This window comes from Methylobacterium gregans, assembly GCF_022179245.1.
GTDB lineage: Bacteria > Pseudomonadota > Alphaproteobacteria > Rhizobiales > Beijerinckiaceae > Methylobacterium > Methylobacterium gregans.
Genome location: NZ_BPQM01000069.1, coordinates 1 through 16,067 on the forward strand (window position 1 = coordinate 1; position 16,067 = coordinate 16,067).

General features: G+C 68.2%; 14 protein-coding genes. 7 read left to right on the forward strand and 7 right to left on the reverse strand.

Going from position 1 to position 16,067, the window contains the following annotated elements; genetic code table 11:
- Positions 1 to 207 precede the first annotated feature (207 nt).
- Together MFF54_RS14630 and MFF54_RS14635 are read left to right on the forward strand one after the other, a co-directional pair.
- Positions 208 to 1,527 (forward strand): polysaccharide biosynthesis protein GumE, encoded by a 1,320-nt coding sequence (locus MFF54_RS14630; protein ID WP_238303596.1) that lies wholly within the window; start codon positions 208 to 210, stop codon positions 1,525 to 1,527.
- A gap of 100 nt (positions 1,528 to 1,627) precedes the next feature.
- Positions 1,628 to 2,620 (forward strand): glycosyltransferase, encoded by a 993-nt coding sequence (locus MFF54_RS14635; protein ID WP_238303597.1) that lies wholly within the window; start codon positions 1,628 to 1,630, stop codon positions 2,618 to 2,620.
- A 33-nt stretch (positions 2,621 to 2,653) separates the two neighbouring features.
- Here the strand turns inward: MFF54_RS14635 and MFF54_RS14640 are convergent, their stop codons facing one another.
- Positions 2,654 to 2,935 (reverse strand): hypothetical protein, encoded by a 282-nt coding sequence (locus MFF54_RS14640; RefSeq protein ID WP_238303598.1) that lies wholly within the window; start codon positions 2,933 to 2,935, stop codon positions 2,654 to 2,656.
- Between the two features lie 329 nt (positions 2,936 to 3,264).
- On the opposite strand from MFF54_RS14640, the gene MFF54_RS14645 reads away from it, so the two are divergent.
- The gene (locus MFF54_RS14645) at positions 3,265 to 4,338 is read left to right on the forward strand and encodes a glycosyltransferase family 2 protein (RefSeq protein ID WP_238303599.1); all 1,074 of its coding nucleotides are present in this window, start codon (positions 3,265 to 3,267) and stop codon (positions 4,336 to 4,338) included.
- Positions 4,339 to 4,401: 63 nt separating this feature from the next.
- Here MFF54_RS14645 and MFF54_RS14650 read toward each other — a convergent pair whose 3' ends face one another.
- Entirely contained in the window at positions 4,402 to 6,876 is a 2,475-nt protein-coding gene (locus tag MFF54_RS14650; protein ID WP_238303632.1) for a glycosyltransferase family 2 protein, read from the reverse strand.
- A gap of 85 nt (positions 6,877 to 6,961) precedes the next feature.
- The gene (locus MFF54_RS14655; RefSeq protein ID WP_238303600.1) at positions 6,962 to 7,774 is read right to left on the reverse strand and encodes an ABC transporter permease; all 813 of its coding nucleotides are present in this window, start codon (positions 7,772 to 7,774) and stop codon (positions 6,962 to 6,964) included.
- 450 nt (positions 7,775 to 8,224) lie between these two features.
- Here MFF54_RS14655 and MFF54_RS14660 point away from each other — a divergent pair, with 450 nt between their 5' ends.
- The 4 genes from MFF54_RS14660 to MFF54_RS14675 all read left to right on the forward strand — a co-directional run bounded on the left by MFF54_RS14660 (position 8,225) and on the right by MFF54_RS14675 (position 13,381).
- A complete protein-coding gene (locus tag MFF54_RS14660) occupies positions 8,225 to 9,436 on the forward strand; it encodes an ABC transporter substrate-binding protein (protein ID WP_238303633.1) in 1,212 nt (403 codons plus the stop codon).
- A gap of 269 nt (positions 9,437 to 9,705) precedes the next feature.
- Positions 9,706 to 10,578 carry a branched-chain amino acid ABC transporter permease gene (locus MFF54_RS14665; RefSeq protein ID WP_238303601.1) on the forward strand — a complete coding sequence of 291 codons (873 nt, stop codon included), beginning with the start codon at positions 9,706 to 9,708 and terminating at the stop codon, positions 10,576 to 10,578.
- Positions 10,579 to 10,617: 39 nt separating this feature from the next.
- Positions 10,618 to 12,666 (forward strand): branched-chain amino acid ABC transporter ATP-binding protein/permease, encoded by a 2,049-nt coding sequence (locus MFF54_RS14670; RefSeq protein WP_238303602.1) that lies wholly within the window; start codon positions 10,618 to 10,620, stop codon positions 12,664 to 12,666.
- Positions 12,659 to 13,381, forward strand: a complete 723-nt coding sequence (locus MFF54_RS14675) for an ABC transporter ATP-binding protein (RefSeq protein WP_238303603.1) — start codon at positions 12,659 to 12,661, stop codon at positions 13,379 to 13,381. Before MFF54_RS14670 ends, MFF54_RS14675 begins: the two co-directional genes overlap by 8 nt.
- A 28-nt stretch (positions 13,382 to 13,409) precedes the next feature.
- On the opposite strand, the gene MFF54_RS14680 is transcribed toward MFF54_RS14675, so the two are convergent.
- From MFF54_RS14680 to MFF54_RS14695, 4 genes are read right to left on the reverse strand one after another with little or no spacing between them, the layout of a single operon-like run.
- Positions 13,410 to 14,051, reverse strand: a complete 642-nt coding sequence (locus tag MFF54_RS14680; RefSeq protein ID WP_238303604.1) for a response regulator transcription factor — start codon at positions 14,049 to 14,051, stop codon at positions 13,410 to 13,412.
- Between the two features lie 10 nt (positions 14,052 to 14,061).
- Positions 14,062 to 14,571, reverse strand: a complete 510-nt coding sequence (locus MFF54_RS14685) for a hypothetical protein (RefSeq protein ID WP_238303605.1) — start codon at positions 14,569 to 14,571, stop codon at positions 14,062 to 14,064.
- On the reverse strand, positions 14,568 to 15,530 hold the full coding sequence (locus MFF54_RS14690) for a YncE family protein (RefSeq protein ID WP_238303606.1): 963 nt from the start codon (positions 15,528 to 15,530) through the stop codon (positions 14,568 to 14,570). Before MFF54_RS14690 ends, MFF54_RS14685 begins: the two co-directional genes overlap by 4 nt.
- A complete protein-coding gene (locus tag MFF54_RS14695) occupies positions 15,527 to 16,066 on the reverse strand; it encodes an SRPBCC family protein (protein WP_238303607.1) in 540 nt (179 codons plus the stop codon). The genes MFF54_RS14690 and MFF54_RS14695 overlap by 4 nt, the downstream gene beginning before the upstream one ends.
- Position 16,067 lies beyond the last annotated feature (1 nt).

Consider the following 16,067-nt stretch of genomic DNA (forward strand, 5'->3'; position numbering starts at 1 on the left):
CCTCCTCGAACAAGCCCGAACTCGTCGTGGTGGTGGAGAGCCCGGTCTCGGAGGCGCGCCTGCGCGCCATGTTCGCCGCCGTCGACGCCGTCCTCCGCCAGAACAAAGAGGTCGGCGCCTACAACCAGACCCTCTGAGGAACCCACACGATCGAGCGCACCGCCCCTGATCGGAGGGGCGGTGCGATCATCCCACGAGGAGACCGAGATGCAATCCGCGTCCCCGATCCCCGCAGGCTTCGCCGGCCCGGGCTGGTCCGTGATGCATGCCGGTGGCGCGAGAGCTGCCGGATCGCGCCTCGTGCATCTGCCATACTGGCTGATGCTCACGGCGCTCACCTTCAACCCCGCCCTCGCCTTCATCAACGGCAACATTAGGCCGCTGACGCCCGGCGTCGTGATCGCCCTCGAAGGCGCGTTGACGCTCGGCTGTCTCCTTGTCGCGCTCCTCCATCAGAGGCGCGAGATGAACCTCCCTATGGCGTTCATCGTCTGGCTATTCCTCTTCATGGTTCTCCGCAGCGCGGTCGTAGATCCGGCAACGAGCGTCAAGTACTTCCGCGATCTCCTGATCGCGCCGACGTTCTTTATGCTCGGCCTGTGTACCGATCGTCGCTACCTTACCCGTTACGTCCTCATCGGCCACACGATCGTCTTCCTCATCGGCGCCCTGGAGGCCTTCCGGACGGACCTCTACTCAAGCCTGTTCCACGTCAAAGACTACTTCATCGCCACGCGCGGGCTGAGCGAGGCGGATTTCTGGAACACGGATTCCGATCTCTTCGTCAGCGCGACGCGGCCGAATGCCCGCTTCCTGAGCATCGCGGACGCGGTGATGGCCAACCATCGCGTGTCCTCGGTCTTCTTGGAGCCGGTCTCCCTGGGGACCTACTGCATCATCATCTCGGCCTACCTCTACGCCCTGTGGCGAAGCCTCGGCTGGAAGAGCCGGGCGTACCTCCTCTCCACCAACCTGTTCCTCATCGTCGCCTGCGATGGACGGCTCGCCTTCGTGACCTTCTTCGCCACCCTGTTCGTCTGCGTGTTCTGGCGGCGCTGGTCCCGCTATCTGCCCGTACTCTACCTTCCGGGCATCCTCATCGCGGCCTTTGCCTTCGTGCACGTCACCGACCCCGCGCGCGGCAACGACGACTTCGTGGGCCGCATCGCCTGGACGACGGACCTGTTGGAATCCTACGACATCGCGGAATTCGTCGGCATGTCCGAAGCCTTCATCGACAAGGCGGTCGATAGCGGCATCGGCTACATCATCACGACGCAATCGATCGTCGGCCTCATCCTGTTCTGGGTCCTCTGCTCGTGCTGCTCACGCTACGAGACCCGTGAGCAGATCTGCTACAACCACGCGCTCTGCCTCTATGTCTGCTTCAACTCGCTGGTCAGCTACGGCTTCCTGACCATCAAGACCGCCGCACTCCTGTGGCTGGTGAAGGGCATTCTCGAAGTCGGGCAGACGTCGCCGAGCGCGGGCGACGCCCGATCGCCGGCCCGATCCCTCCCGCGATAGGCTCATCATGATCTCAGGCCCGGCTCTGGTCGTCGATCGAACCCATCTCGGGCGCCGCGCGTCCGGCATCGAGCGCATCACCGAGGAGCTGTTCTCGGCCGTGGCGCTCGCGCCGCTGCCGGTGGCCGGCTGGGATGCGGCGGGCAGCAAGCCCTCGATGGTGCTGAACCAGCGCCTGCGGATCCCAGCAGCGGCCCTCGCGCACAGGGACAAGCTCTGGCTGTTCCCCGGCTACCCGCCCTCCCCCTGGATGACGTGGATGCCGGAACGGACGATCTTCTACGTCCACGACCTCTTCCTGCTGACCCGGCAGGACGAACTCAATCGATCCGCGAAGCTCTACATGGTCCGGCCCTTCAGGGCGGCGCTCGCACGGCTGCGCTACTTCCTGGCCAACTCGCAGACGACGGCCGACGCCCTCCGGGCGGCCGTCCGCCCCGAAGCCACCGTCCTGCCCTACCGCCCGGCGATCCGGAACGTGTTCGGCCTGAGCGACCAGCACCCCGTCGCGGCGGACGACCGTCCGCTCGTCGTCGGGGCGATGGGAACGATCGAGCCGCGCAAGAACTTCGTCGGTGCAGCGCGGCTGTGCGAGAGCCTCGGGCGAGCGCTCGGACGGCCGGTCGAACTGCACATCATCGGGCGGAGGGGGTGGGGAGACGACGCGTCGATCTTGGAACGTCAGCCGCATGTTCGCCTCAAGGGTTTTCTCGACGATGGCGCCGCGCGCGCCGTGATCGACGGCTTCGACCTCTTTTTGTGCAGCTCGCACGACGAGGGGCTCGGCCTGCCGCTGCTCGAGATGCAGTTTGCCGGCCTCCTCGTCGTCGCACCCGACAAACCCGTGTTCCGGGAGGTGCTCGGCACATCGGGCCTGCTCGTCGACATGGCCGATCCCGAGAGCGCGGCCCGAACGGTCGCCGGCCGGCTCGCCGAACCCGGCTGGCAGGCGCGGAGCCGAGCGCAGGCCGCCGCGAACATCCTGCGCTGGAACCGGCAGGCCGCGCAGGACCGCGACACCGTGATCGCGTTTCTCGAAGCGCGCCTTGCCGCGCTCGATCCGTCCGCCGCTCAGCTCATGCAGCGGGCATAGGATGCCGCGGGCCGGATCCGGCGCGGTGCGCGACTACTTCTTCGAGTGCGCGTGCTTGATACGGCGAGCGAGGCCGGAGGCTGCAGTGGCGCGGTCCGACCTCGCGAGAAGGAAGCCCGCGACGATGTAGCTGAACTGGAGTGTCAAGACCGCCAGCGCCCCGAAGCCGAGGGCGGGCCAGACGCCCTCGGTCGGTAGCGTGTAGATGAGCACCGCCATGAACAGGAAGATACCGAGCAACAGAACCGGCAACCACAGGACCGCAATGCTCAAGCCCGCGCCGACAACTGCCACAGCAACGAGAAAGAGCAGCATCAACGTCTCCCCCGTCGAAGTGCGCCGAACACGCAGAAGATTCCACCCCTTCTGCCAGCGCCGTCGAGCACGGACCGTAGGCCGGCATCAGTCGAAAGACTTACAGAATCTCTTGACGAAGTTCGTTCGACACCCTGGCCGGACGGGTAGCACGAAAATGGCGACCCGCCAAGAAAACCGCTCTCGAACAGGAGCGGCCGCCTCGCGACCGCGTTCGGGTCGCGGACGCGCGCATCCCGCCGGACGGGTCATTGTCCCACGGCGCCTGACGCGCGCAGAAGAACAGTGAACGGCCGATTGGCCGCCGTCGCACAAACCGGAGACCGATCATGCGTATGCCTGTGGGCAGCGGCCCGGACGACGCCTCGACAGACGGCCCCCGCAAGCCGGGTCCGACCTTCAGCGTCATCATCAACAACTACAATTACAGGACCTTTCTGCCCGAAGCCGTGGAGAGTATCCTACGGCAGACGTACGAGGACTATGAACTCATCATCGTAGACGATGGATCGACCGACGGATCGGTCGCCTATATCGAGAGCCTGGGGGGCGACCTCATCCTCGTCCTGACCGACCGCCGTGGCCAGGCCCGGGCCTGCCTGGAGGCATTCAGACACGCGCGCGGCCGCTACATCTATTTCCTCGACGCCGACGACGTCGCCTTCGAGGGCCTCTTGAGCGCGGCTGCCCTGGCCGTCGTGGACGAGCCGGCCAAGGTGCAGTTCCGCCTCGTCCCAACCGACGCGGAGGGTAGACCCTTCGCCGATCCGACCCCCGCCATCACGGCAGAGCACGACGCCGCGAAGCAGCGCGCCGAGATCTACCGGACCGGCATGCCGCTCTCGCCGCCCACCTCGGGCAACATCTTTCACAGGCGCGTCCTGGAGGCCATCGGCGACATTCCGTACGAGACGGCCATCGACGGGATCACGATTCTGGCGGCTCCCTTCCTCGGCGCGGTGGTCAGCATTCCCGAGAGCTTGGGAGCCTACCGTGTCCATGGCCTCGGGCATTCCGCACATGCCAATCCCCTCGATGCCGGACGTATCGGGCGCGACCGGGAGCGTTTCAGCGGACGCATCAACCATCTGAACAGGGTCCTCGAAACGCTCCGACCGTCCGCGCGGCCGGTCCGGGAGGCCGAGGGCTTCTTCTACCATTGGGACTGCGTCACCCTGGAAGCGGCCGTGAAGGGGCAGGTGATCGGGCCGCGGGCGATCCTCGCCTTCGTCGCGCGGCTGTTGGCCGAGCACGGCCTCACGCGCTTCAGCCTTCGGAAGCTCGCCTGGCTGATCATCGCGGTGGCGGCACCCGGGCCGGTCAAACTCCGCTACGTCCGGGCACGGATGAACCCATGGCCTCGCCGCCGGGTGCAGCATCCGCCCGCACTGGAGGGTCGATAAGCGTCGCGACCCGGGCGCGTTGCGTAAGGCACCGAGCGAGGCCGCCGGGCCGAAAGGCAGCCGTCAGGGCGCCGTACCTCGCAGCTCCACTGCGACCACCGGCACCTCCTCGACGCGCGCGGCCGGCAGCGAGGTGGGGTCCTTCCAAGGGGGCGGCACGCGCGGGAACTCGGCGAGTTCGAAGTCGCCGCCGCGGGGGGAGAAGGCCGGGTTGTAGAAGGGGTCGCGCAGGCCCGCGCGGCCCCAGCGCGCCTCCATCCGCTCGGCCTCGCGGCGCAGGCGCACCACCTTGGTCGGGTCGACGTCGCGTCCGCGGCTGACGGATTCCTTGTGAACCAGCCGGATGCCCGGATCGCAGATCACCTTGAGTCCCCGCTTCCGCAGCCGCAAGCACAGATCGACATCGTTGTAGGCGACCGCAAAATCTTCATCCATGCCGCCGACCGCCGCGTAATCGGCCTTGCGCAGGAAGCAGCAGGCGGCCGTCACCGCCACGAATTGCTGAAGCAGCACGCTCTTGCTGAACTGCACGTGCTCGCCGTCCGCCCGCCCCGCATGCGCGTGGGTGGCGATGCCGTAGGGGCCGACACCCGTGTAGACGCCGAAATGCTGGACCGCTCCATGCGGGTAGAGCAGTCGGCCGCCGACCGCGCCGACATCGGGAATCGACAGCCACGCGCGGGCCCGCTGGAACAGGTCCAGGCTCAGAACCTCGGTGTCGTTGTTGAGGAGGCAGAGGATCTCGCCCCGCGCCCGCGCCACGCCGAGATTGCAGAGCTGCGAGAAGTTGAACTCCGTCTCGGAGCGCAACACCACGACTCGCTCGCGGTCGCGCCGCAGGCGCTCCAGATAGGCCAGCGTCTCCGGATCGTCCGAGAAGTTGTCCACGATCACGATCTCGAGCAGCGGATCGCCGAGGCCGAGGAGGGATTCCAAGCAGGGGCGCAGCAGGTCGACCCCGTTGCGGGTCGGGATGACCACACTAATCGTCTTCGGATCGCGCACCCCCAGGGTCCGCACGGCCGCGATTCCGGCGAAGGGCCCATCGACGGATTCGAGCGGGTAGCCCTGTCGCTCGAAATGGCTGTTGATCGCGCGCTTGGCCGCCTCGAAGGCGTAGGATTTCTGCGACGCGCCCATCGAGGTCGAGCCGGGGAGCTGGCGCCAGCGGTAGAGCACGTGCGGGATGTGCACGATCTCGGCCTCCGCGCAGCGCTCCATGCAGCGCAAGGCCAGATCGTAATCCTGACTGCCTTCGTAGCCGACCCGGAAGCCGCCCACCGCCTCGAACAAGGCGCGCTCGTAGACGCCCAGATGGGTGAACATGTTGTGGCCGTACATCAGGAAGCGGTCGAACGCCCCCTTCAGGTAGGGCTGCGCCCGGCGCCCCTCGAGGTTGATCTTGTCCTCGTCGGAGAACAGCATCCGGCAGCCGGGATTGCGGTCGATGGCGTGGGCCACCGTCCAGAGCGCGTGGTCCGGCAGCAGGTCGTCGTTGTCCATGAGGACGAGGTAATCGCCCCGAGCGAGGGCGGCGGCGGAGTTCGAGGCCTCCGAGATGTGGCCGTTGCGCTCGCGGAAGACGTAGCGGATGCGCGGATCCTCCGCGGCGAGCCGTCGGATCGCGTCGCGAACCGCGAAGCTCGGCGAGGCATCGTCGGCGACGCAGAGTTCCCAGCGCGGGTAGGTCTGCCGCTGGAGCGAGCGGATCGCCTCCTCCAGCAGATCGACCGGCGGCTCGTAGACCGGCATCACCACCGAGAGCAGCGGTCGCCGGGCGAAGCGGGCCGTCTCGGCGTCCATCCAGGCGCGGTCGGCTTCGGTGAGGCGGTCGAGGCGCTCGGCCAGAGCCGCGTAGGCCGGATCGGAGGGCGCCGACTGCGCGAGATCCGCGAGCAGGCCCTGGCCGACGGCCGCCGCCAGCGCCGCTTGCGGCCGCTCGGCCGCGGCGTCCTCGGCTACCGCGTCGCGCTCTCGCTCGATCGCCGCGAGCACGCCCGCGACCTTGCCAAGGGTGAGACGCCGCCGGTCGAGGTCCGGCATGCGGAAGAGATGATCGAGGAGGTCGCGCAGGTCCGAGCGCTGCACCAGACAGGCGCGGATCTCCGTCCGCCCCAGCATCAGCCCGTGGAACTCCAGCCGCAGGCCCCGAACGAAGTGCGGCAGCGGCACGTGAATGCCCCAGCGCGAGCCCGCATCGAGGCGCCGCAGCGCGAAGGTAAGCTCGGGGGTATGGCCGGCGCCGTAGTCGATCGCCAGATGGGGCGGTCCGGTCACGGTCTCAGCCTCGATGTCGAGCACGAGCTGCACGGAGAGCGCCGAGAGGGCGAGATAGCGCTTGATGCCGAAGCTGATCCGCGAGCCCGGATGCAGCACGAGGCGGCCTTTTCCGAGCACCGTCAGGTCCTCGATCCGCGCGTCGACGAGGCCGGCGACCTGGCCGGCGAAGTGCGGCGCCTGCCGGAAAAGGCCGTCACCCCCTTGCCCCGCTCCGATCCGCCGGATCGCCGCCGAGAGGCCCTTGATCGTCAGTCCCACACGCAACCCCGGCTCGGCCGCACGCGCGGCGGGGCAGGCGCCGCGCGCCGGCCCGAATGTGACACGTTCAACGGTTATCGCTCCGCTACGAGAGCTTGCGGACGACGAAGCGCTCCATCAGCAGGCCGATGCACAAGCTCGTCAGCCCGAACATGATGACGTAGAAATAGTCCACTTGGACGTCGAGCGTCGGATAATAACCGAGCCGGACCCACTCGATGAGTTGCACAGCGGGATTGTATTTGAAGATCGCGTAGATCTGCTCGGGCAGATAATTCGGCAGAAACATCACGCCGCTGGTGATGTAGATGACGATGTTGAAGAGAACGTAGCCGAGCGCCCATTGCGGGAAATACGCCATGACGCAGACGTTCACGGTGCCGATTCCGATGCCGAGCAGGATCGCGGCCAGAAACCCCGTCACCGCGGTGAAAGGCTCGGCCGGGCGAGGATCGATGCCGAGCGCGACTAGGATCGCCATCACAACGATCAGGCTGAGGCATCCGCTCACGATCTCCACGAGGAGACGGGCGATGATCACGTCGATGAGCTTGACCTGCGGGTAGTAGGTCAGCGGCCGGTTCGCGCTGACCGCCTTCATGACTTCGCGCGACATGTACTGGTAGATCAGCACCGGCACGGCACCGCTGGCAAAGAAGATCGAGCTACTCTCGCCGATCGGCGCCGGCACCTTCCGGAGATAGAAGATTGCGACGAGCATGAAGACGTGGGCGCAGGGCCAGAGCACCACGACCGCGTAGCCCCAGTAGGAGGCCCCGAAGCGCGTGCGCATGTCGCGCAGCATCAGGGCGTGCAGCACGCGCAAGTAGGACTCGGTCGCGCTCAGCCGCGGGGCGGCCTCCGGAAGCGCGAGGGCCGGCTGACCCTGGTAGCTCATGGCGTCTTGCGTCTCTCGGAAAGGGGCTTCCGCCCCCGGTTAAGCCGTAGGCTCTGCTCGGGCAACACGTCGAGAGTATGACCGCGCGACCGGGCGGATCGCCGGATCGCTTGCTGGCACTGCCCTGATCGGGGCCTCGCACATCGCTCCGGAGACGATCGGACGTCCGTGACGGCTCCCCGGATGCCAGCCCAGAGGCGGCCTGGCCTACGGGGCCGTACGGTGCCTGCCGGCAGACTGCTGCGTCGTTTAATCCCGCTCTGGCAGGGGACAACTACTCAAGTCGCTCCGTATGTCATCCCGGCGTGAGGCATGCCCACACGATCGGCACGAAAAACAGAGTCCCCCCTCCGAGGGCGGCTTGACGGTCGAGCTCGATTCAAGGCTACTAAATACAGAGTGCCACACTGAAGGGCACGCCGCGCGAGCGGCCTTCTGGGAGAGGAAATGATGCGATTTACCGTAGGCGCGTCCGCGCTCGCGCTGGCCTGCGCGCTGGCGCTCACACCGGCTTGGGCCGCGGACCCCATCAAGATCGGCCTGACCGGCCCCTATACGGGCGGCTCCTCCTCGATGGGCGTCTCGATGCGCGATGGCGCCAAGCTCGCCGCAGCCGAGATCAACAAGGCCGGCGGCGTGCTCGGCCGGCCGATCCAGCTCGTGGAGCGCGACGACGAGGCCAAGAACGAGGTCGGCGCTCAGGTCGCGCAGGAACTGATCAGCAAGGAGAAGGTCGTCGCCACCGTCGGCTTCATCAACACCGGCGTGGCGCTGGCCGCCCAGCGCTTCTACCAGGAAGCCGAGATCCCGGTGTTCAACAACGTCGCCACCGGCACGATCATCACCAACCAGTTCAAGGAGCCGGACTACGACGCCAACTACGTCTTCCGGAACTCCGCCTACGACGTGCTGCAGGCCGGCCTGATGGTCGACGAGGCGCTCGCGCAGGGCCATAAGAAGATCGCGGTGCTGGCCGACTCGACGAATTACGGCCAGCTCGGCCGCGAGGACATCGAGAAGTACCTCGCCAGCAAGGGCGTGAAGCCGGTCGCCGTCGAGAAGTTCAACATCAAGGACGTCGACATGACGGCCCAGCTGCTCAAGGCGCAGCAGGCCGGCGCCGAGGTCATCCTTGCCTACGGCATCGGGCCGGAGCTGGCCCAAATCTCGAACGGCATGGCCAAGCTCGGGTGGAAGGTGCCGATGATCACGAGCTGGCCCTCCTCGATGCAGAGCTTCATCGATATCGCCGGCGCCAACGGCAACGGCGTGATCATGCCGCAGACCTTCATCGAGGATCAGACGCTTCCGAAGCGCAAGGCCTTCTTGGAGAACTACTACAAGACCTACGGCGTGACGAAGATCCCGACCCCGGTGGCGGGCGCGCAAGGATACGACTCGATCTTCCTGCTCGCGGCCGCGATCAAGCAGGCCGGCAGCACCGACGGAGCGAAGATCCGCACCGCCCTGGAGAACCTGAACGAGAAGGTCGAGGGCGTCGTCACCACCTACGACAAGCCCTTCACGGCCAAGGACCACAACGCGATCTCGCGGAACATGGTCGTGTTCGGCAAGGTGCAGGACGGCAAGATCGTCTACGCCAAGCCCGAGGACGCGAAGAATGCGGGCATCGTCCGCCTCAAGGAAAAGACCTCGAACTGAGGTCTCGGCTCTGCCGTCGCCGGTCCCCGCACGGGACCGGCGGCGCTCTCGCGTAGGCCGGCGACCGAAACCGGCCCGAGCGAGTCGTAACCGGTGCCGTACGAGTCGGCTCTTCCCGGCTACCGCTGTCACTCGGGTCGCTCGCCGAGCTGCCCGGTCCGACGAAGTGAAGTCGGACCGACGTGTCCACGTAAAAACCGGCATCGCACCCATCGATCCCGCGGCCAACGTCCGCGGATCACGAATCTTCACCCCCTCACGGCGCTCCCATGGCCATCCTGCTCCAGCTCATCGCGTCCGGCGTCGCGGTCGGCATGATCTACGCGGCGATCGCGTTCGGCTATCAGCTGACCTTCGCTACCTCGAAGACCCTGAATTTCGGTCAGGGCGAGGCCCTGGCGCTCGGCGCCCTGTTCGGCCTGACGCTGGTGCCCTTCACCGGCTACTGGCTGATGATCCCGCTGGTGCTGGTCTTCGGCTTCGCCCTCGGCGCTGTGGTCGAGCGGCTCGGCGTGCGCCCGGCCGTGAAGATCAAGTCCGAGTACGGGTGGATCATGGCCACCATCGCGCTCGGCATCATCTTCAAGAACGTGGCCGAGAACGTCTGGGGCCGCGACGACCTGAAATTTCCCTCGCCTCTGCCCGAGACCGCCATCCAGGTCGCAGGCGTCCGCATCCTGCCGATGGAGCTGCTCATCGTGGCCGGCGCGCTGCTGATGATGCTCGCGGTTGAGATCTTCAACCGCAAGTCGATCTGGGGGAAGGCGGTGGTCGCCACCTCCAACGACATCGACGCCGCCGGCCTGATGGGCATCAACACGCAGCGCGTCATCACCCTGTCCTACTCGATCAGCGCCATGACGGCGGCCTTCGCCGGCGTGCTCGTCGCCCCCGTGACGCTCACCGGCGCCACGATGGGCGCGGTGCTGGCGCTGAAGGCCTTCGCGGTGGCGATCATCGGCGGTCTCGAATCCGGCCTCGGCGTCATCGTCGGCGGCCTGATCCTCGGCGTCGCCGAGACACTGACCGGCTTCTACATCTCGACCGGCTACAAGGACGTGCCGGGCCTCATCCTGCTTCTCGTCGTTCTCTCGATCCGCCCCGTCGGCCTGTTCGGCAAGGCGGTCATCAAGAAGGTCTGAGCGTGTTCCCCCGCCTCCCCCTGACGGCAGCCTGACGCCATGGCGCAGACCCTCGCCCCGACGGCCGCGCCCGCGCCGGCCTCCGCCCCGAGCCTGTCCCGCTACGCGGGCCTCATCGGCACCGTGCTCCTGGTGGTGTTCCTCGCCGCCTTCCCGCACGTGGTCACCAGCTCGTACTACATCCACCTCGTGGTGGTGATCGCGATCTACGCGATCCTGATCCTCGGCCTCGACATCGTGGTCGGCTATACCGGCCAGGTCTCGCTCGGCCATGCCGGCCTGTTCGGCGTCGGCGCCTACGGGGCGGCGGTGCTGTTCCTGCACTTCAAGCTCGGGCTCTGGTGGGGGATCCTCGCCGGCATCGGCGTCACCTCGGCCTTCGGCGTGCTGCTCGCCGTGCCGGCTCTGCGCGTCACCGGCCCCTACCTGGCCATGGTGACGCTCGCCTTCGGCACCATCGTGCAGATTTTCATCAACGAGCTGACGCCGCTGACCAACGGCCCCCTCGGCATCACCCTGCCGCCGGCCCGCGTGCTCGACTTCTCGCTCATCGGCATGCAGGCGCCCTGGGGCGCGGCCGGCCGCAAGCTCGAGTTCTACTACCTGACCTGCATCGCGCTGCTCGGCACGATCCTGGTGGTCAACCGGGTGGTGCGCTCGCCCTTCGGCCGCGCCTTCGAGGCGCTGCGCGACTCGCCGATCGCCTGCGACTGCATGGGCGTCAGCGTCTACCGCTACAAGGTCTACGCCTTCGTGATCTCGGCCGCGCTGGCTGGCCTCGCGGGCGCGCTCTTCGCCTGGTCCGAGCGCTACGTCGCGCCGAACTCCTACGGCTTCGAGCTGACGGTGCTGTTCCTGCTCGCCGTCACCATGGGCGGCCGCAAGTCGCGGGCCGGCCCGATCATCGGCGCGGCCATCATCGTGATGATGCCCAACATCCTGGCCGACATCGCGCTGGTGCGGATCATGGCCGGCGTCATCGCGGCGATCGCGTTGGTGGTCGGTGTGCTGGCCTTTCTGCGCCGCCAGGACAACCGGTTCGCGATCCTCGTGCCGGTAGCGCTCTGCCTCGCCTTCTTCCCGGCGACGCTCGCCCTGGAATCCGTCACCGATTTCCGCCTGACGGTCTTCGGCCTGATGATCCTGTTCGTGGTCTACTACCTGCCGGACGGCATCGTCGGCTTCGTCCGCGAGAAGATCCCGGCGCTCCGCCCGGCGCACACCGCCGAGGGCACGCGCGTGCAGGCGGAGGGTGCTGCGCTCAGCGTCCAGAGCGGACGCGGGGGGGCCGACCCCCTGCTCAAGGTCGAGCAGGCCCTGATGCAGTTCGGCGGCCTGAAGGCGCTCGCCGGTGTCGACCTCACGGTACGGCCTGGCACGATCCACGGGCTGATCGGCCCGAACGGCTCGGGCAAGAGCACGATGATGAACGTGCTCACCGGCATCTACAAACCGACCGCCGGCTCGGTGACGCTCGCTCGCGCCGATGGGAGCACGCGGCTCGACGGGCGCACGCCCTCCGAGATCGCGGCCTCCGGCGTCGCCCGCACCTTCCAGAACGTGCAGCTCTTCCGCGAGATGACGGCCCTGGAGAACGTGCTGGTGGGCCTCCACCACAGCTTCCGCGGCAACATCTTCGACGCCATCCTGGGCACGCCGCGGCGCAAGCGCGAGGAGCGCGAGCAGCGCGCCCGCGCCATGTCGATCCTCGACTTCGTGGGCTTGGGCTCGCTCGCGCAGGTGGAGGCGCGCAACCTCCCCTACGGCAAGCAGCGTCTCCTGGAGATCGGCCGGGCGCTCGCGCTCGACCCGGTGCTGCTGCTCCTCGACGAGCCGGCGGCGGGCCTCACCGCCCCCGACATCGCGGAGTTGACCACGATCATCCGCAAGATCCGGGACGCGGGCATCACTGTGATCCTGATCGAGCATCACATGGACGTGGTGATGGGGCTGTGCGACCGGGTCAGCGTGCTCGATTTCGGCCACAAGATCGCCGAGGGGAGCGCCCGCGAGGTTCAGCAGGATCCCAAGGTCGTCGAGGCCTATCTCGGCAGCCCGGTAGGCGACGAGGAGACGACCCATGCTTGAGGTCTCCGGACTGTCGGCCGGCTACGGCCAGATCGAGGTGCTGCACGGCCTCGACTTCGCAGTGCCCAAAGGACAGGTCGTGGCGCTGATCGGCTCGAACGGGGCCGGCAAGACCACGACCATGCGGGCGCTCTCCGGCATGATCCGGCCGCGCGCCGGGTCGATCCGCCTGAACGGGCGTGAGATCGGCGGGCTCGAGAGCTACGACGTCGCCCGCTTCGGCCTCGCCCACTCGCCGGAGGGGCGGCGCGTCTTCCCCACCCTCTCGGTGGAGGACAACCTGACGCTCGGCGCTTTCCCGCGCCTGACCGGGTCGCGTCCCAAGGGCGACGTGGCCGCCGACCGCGACCGGGCCTTCGAGCTGTTCCCGCGGCTCAAGGAGCGGCGCACGCAGCTCGCCGGCACCCTATCCGGCGGCGAGCAGCAGATGCTCGCCATGGGCCGCGCCCTGATGCTGCGCCCGGAGATCCTACTCCTCGACGAGCCCTCGATGGGGCTGGCCCCGAAGCTCGTCGAGGAGGTGTTCCGGATCATCCGGCAGCTCAAGTCGGAGCAGGTGACGATGCTGCTCGTCGAGCAGTTCGCCATGGCGGCGCTTGGCGTGGCTGACCATGCCTACGTGCTGGAGAACGGCCGCATCCGCTTCCAGGGGCCGGCTCAGCAGCTGCGCAGCGATCCCGCCGTGCGCGCGGCCTATCTCGGCGGCGGCCACTGAGGCAGGCGGGGCGCCGCCGCGCCCCGTCTCAGCCCTGCGACTCGAGATCCTCGACCGCGATGATCATCTTCAAAAGCTCGGCCTGCGTGCGCGCACCGAGCTTCTTCCGGATGGACGCGCAGGTATTCACTACCGTTCGGTAGCCGATCGACAGGTTGTCGGCGATGAAGCGATAGCTGCGGCCCTCACGGAGCAGGATCGAGACCTGAATCTCGCGGGCGTTCAGCGCGTCGTAGCGTGACGGTTCAGGCATCGCGCCGATGCCGGCGATCTGCGTAGCGAGGAGGTGCGGCAGGTAGGGACGACCCTCCCGCACGGCGTCGAAGGCGGCCAGAAAATCCGGGACCGGCGAATCCTTGAAGACGTAGCCGATGGCACCTGCCTCGAGCGCGCGTGCGGCGATTATGGGATCGCGGTGCATGCTGAAGGCGAGGATGCGGGCCCGCGGCTCGAGGGCCCGCATGCGCTTGATCAGGGCGAGGCCGGCGAGCCCACTGCCCCGGAAGGTCAGATCGACCACCGCGACCTGCGGGCGGATGCGGTGGAACAGCCGGTAGCCCGACACGGGATCGCCCGCCTCGACGATCATCGCGACGCCCGCATCCTCGACCACCCGCCGAAAGCCCTGCAGGATCACCGGGTGATCGTCCACGATGAGGACGCCCGTCACGCCGATCCTCTCACGGATGCCTCTGCGCGGCGTAGCGCTCGCGCAGGCGCTCCAGCGCGGCCGCGCGCGAGAGCCCGTCGCGGCGCACGGTCGCGTAGTGCTGGCACATCTCGCCATAGAGCTGGCGCCGACCGCTCACGGCCGCCACCTCGGAGAGGTCCGCAATCAAGGCGGCCGGGCTCTCGGCGACGTCGATCTCGGCCAGCATCGCCTCCAGTTGCGCCGTGCGGTTTGCCACCATGCGCGGATCCTCGACGAATCGACCGCGTGCCTGTGCGAGGCTCGCGCGGAGTGCACCGAGTGCCGCCGGATCGACCGACGGTCCGCTGGTCGCCCGCCGGGCGAGCCAGAGTGCCGGCTCGGTCGTGTCTGTTGGCGCGAGCCAAGCCGTCTCTGGCGCGGCCCGTTCGCTACGCGCCGCCACCGTTTCGGGCTCGCGCTCGCGCTGATCCTCCTCGCCGCAGCCGGCAAGCAGGGCGAAGGCGGTCCCGAGGACCGCGAGGGCGCGCGGAACCCTCACCGGGCGGTTCCGCGCGCGAAGGCCGGCCGCGCCACGAGGGCACGGGGGCCGCCCGGCACCTTGCGCCGGGCCACTGCGCGCATCTGCGCGAGGTCGATCACCGAGACGTCGTCCGAGAACCAGTTCGCCACGTAGGCGCGCGCACCCTCGACCGCGATCCCCTCCGGGTAGCGGCCGACCGGGATCGTCGCCGTGACGGTGAGATCCAGGTCCAGAACCGAGACGGTGGCCGATTCCTGGTTCGTCACGAGGATCCGGTCGCCGTGCACGGCCACACCGTAGGGGCTTCGCCCGGCCGGCCGCGTCGCCACAGCGGTGAGCAGAGCGGTGTCGATCGCCGTGAGGTCGTTGGTGCGCACGTTGCCGACATAGAGGCGGCTCCCGTCCGCCGATAGTCCTAGCGCGAAGGGCGCGCGGCCGACGGGCACGCGGGCGAGCCGAGTCATCGTGGCGCCGTCCACGACGGCGACGGCGTCGCCGCCCCGCTCGGCGACGTAGATCCGCCCGGCCCCATCCCGCACCAGACCCGCGGGCTCGGGCCCGACCGCGAGTTCAGCCTCGGCCGCGCCGGTCGCGGCGTCGATCCGCACCAGACGGCCGCCCTGCCAGTCCCCGACGAAGAGCTTGGCGCCGTCGCCGGAGACCGCGATGCCGAAGGGTTGTCCGGCGAACGCGAGGTTCCGCAGCACGCGGGCCTCGTCGGGCGCGACCACCGTGATCGTGCTCCGGTCGGGATGGGTGAGGTAGAGCGTGCCGTCCGGCCCCGCCGCGAGGCCGGCAGGGCCCGCGCCCACAGAGACGGGCGCCCGCTCAACCGCGCCGTCGACCTCAGTCAGAGCGCCGCCGTCCTGGCTCACCACGTAAACCGCCGCCTCGCCGCGCTGGCCGCAGAGGGCGAGCAAGAGGGCGAGCACCGTCCCGAGGCTGGCTGGCCCGAGGCTGGCTGGCCAGAGCCTCACCGATTGCCCTCGACCTTCGCCTTGAGGCCCTTCAGCCCATCTCCAAAAAAGCGATCCATCGCGGCGTGTCCGGCGGCGTCGCTCAGTTCCTCCGGCGGCTCGTTGCCGGTGTCTCCACGGTAGAAGCGTCCCGCCCAGGACACCTTCGCGCCCGTCCCGTCCGGCGTCACCGTGATGGTCGCCGAGTAGGAGGAGACCGGCAGCGCCTTCAGGTCCGGCTCACCCATCCGGTACGAATAGGTCATCCCGTCGGCCTTCCACTCGTCGAGGCCCTCTTCGAGGGTGCCGCCGCTTCTGAGCGTCACCTTCCGGGTCGCGCCGCTGCCGTCGCCGCCGGTGGCCGCGACCTTGGCCACGTCCGGGTGCCACGCGCCGATATTGCCGAAGGGGCCGACCACCTTCCAGACCGCCGCCGGGGGCGCCGCGATGGTGATCGTCTGCTCGACCTTCTGGGGTGTGGGGCCGTGGGCGAGCGCCGCCCCGGGCAGGAGAGCTGAGGCAAGGGCGAGGAGCAGCGTCGGCAGGGTCAGTCGCATG

Bases quoted from the DNA above. Each gene is read 5' to 3' on its own strand.
- MFF54_RS14630 (WP_238303596.1), top strand. From the start codon at position 208: ATGCAATCCGCGTCCCCGATCCCCGCAGGCTTCGCCGGCCCGGGCTGG.
- MFF54_RS14695 (WP_238303607.1), bottom strand. From the start codon at position 16,066: ATGCGACTGACCCTGCCGACGCTGCTCCTCGCCCTTGCCTCAGCTCTC.
- MFF54_RS14660 (WP_238303633.1), top strand. From the start codon at position 8,225: ATGCGATTTACCGTAGGCGCGTCCGCGCTCGCGCTGGCCTGCGCGCTG.
- MFF54_RS14665 (WP_238303601.1), top strand. From the start codon at position 9,706: ATGGCCATCCTGCTCCAGCTCATCGCGTCCGGCGTCGCGGTCGGCATG.
- MFF54_RS14670 (WP_238303602.1), top strand. From the start codon at position 10,618: ATGGCGCAGACCCTCGCCCCGACGGCCGCGCCCGCGCCGGCCTCCGCC.
- MFF54_RS14640 (WP_238303598.1), bottom strand. From the start codon at position 2,935: ATGCTGCTCTTTCTCGTTGCTGTGGCAGTTGTCGGCGCGGGCTTGAGC.
- MFF54_RS14655 (WP_238303600.1), bottom strand. From the start codon at position 7,774: ATGAGCTACCAGGGTCAGCCGGCCCTCGCGCTTCCGGAGGCCGCCCCG.
- MFF54_RS14645 (WP_238303599.1), top strand. From the start codon at position 3,265: ATGCGTATGCCTGTGGGCAGCGGCCCGGACGACGCCTCGACAGACGGC.
- MFF54_RS14675 (WP_238303603.1), top strand. From the start codon at position 12,659: ATGCTTGAGGTCTCCGGACTGTCGGCCGGCTACGGCCAGATCGAGGTG.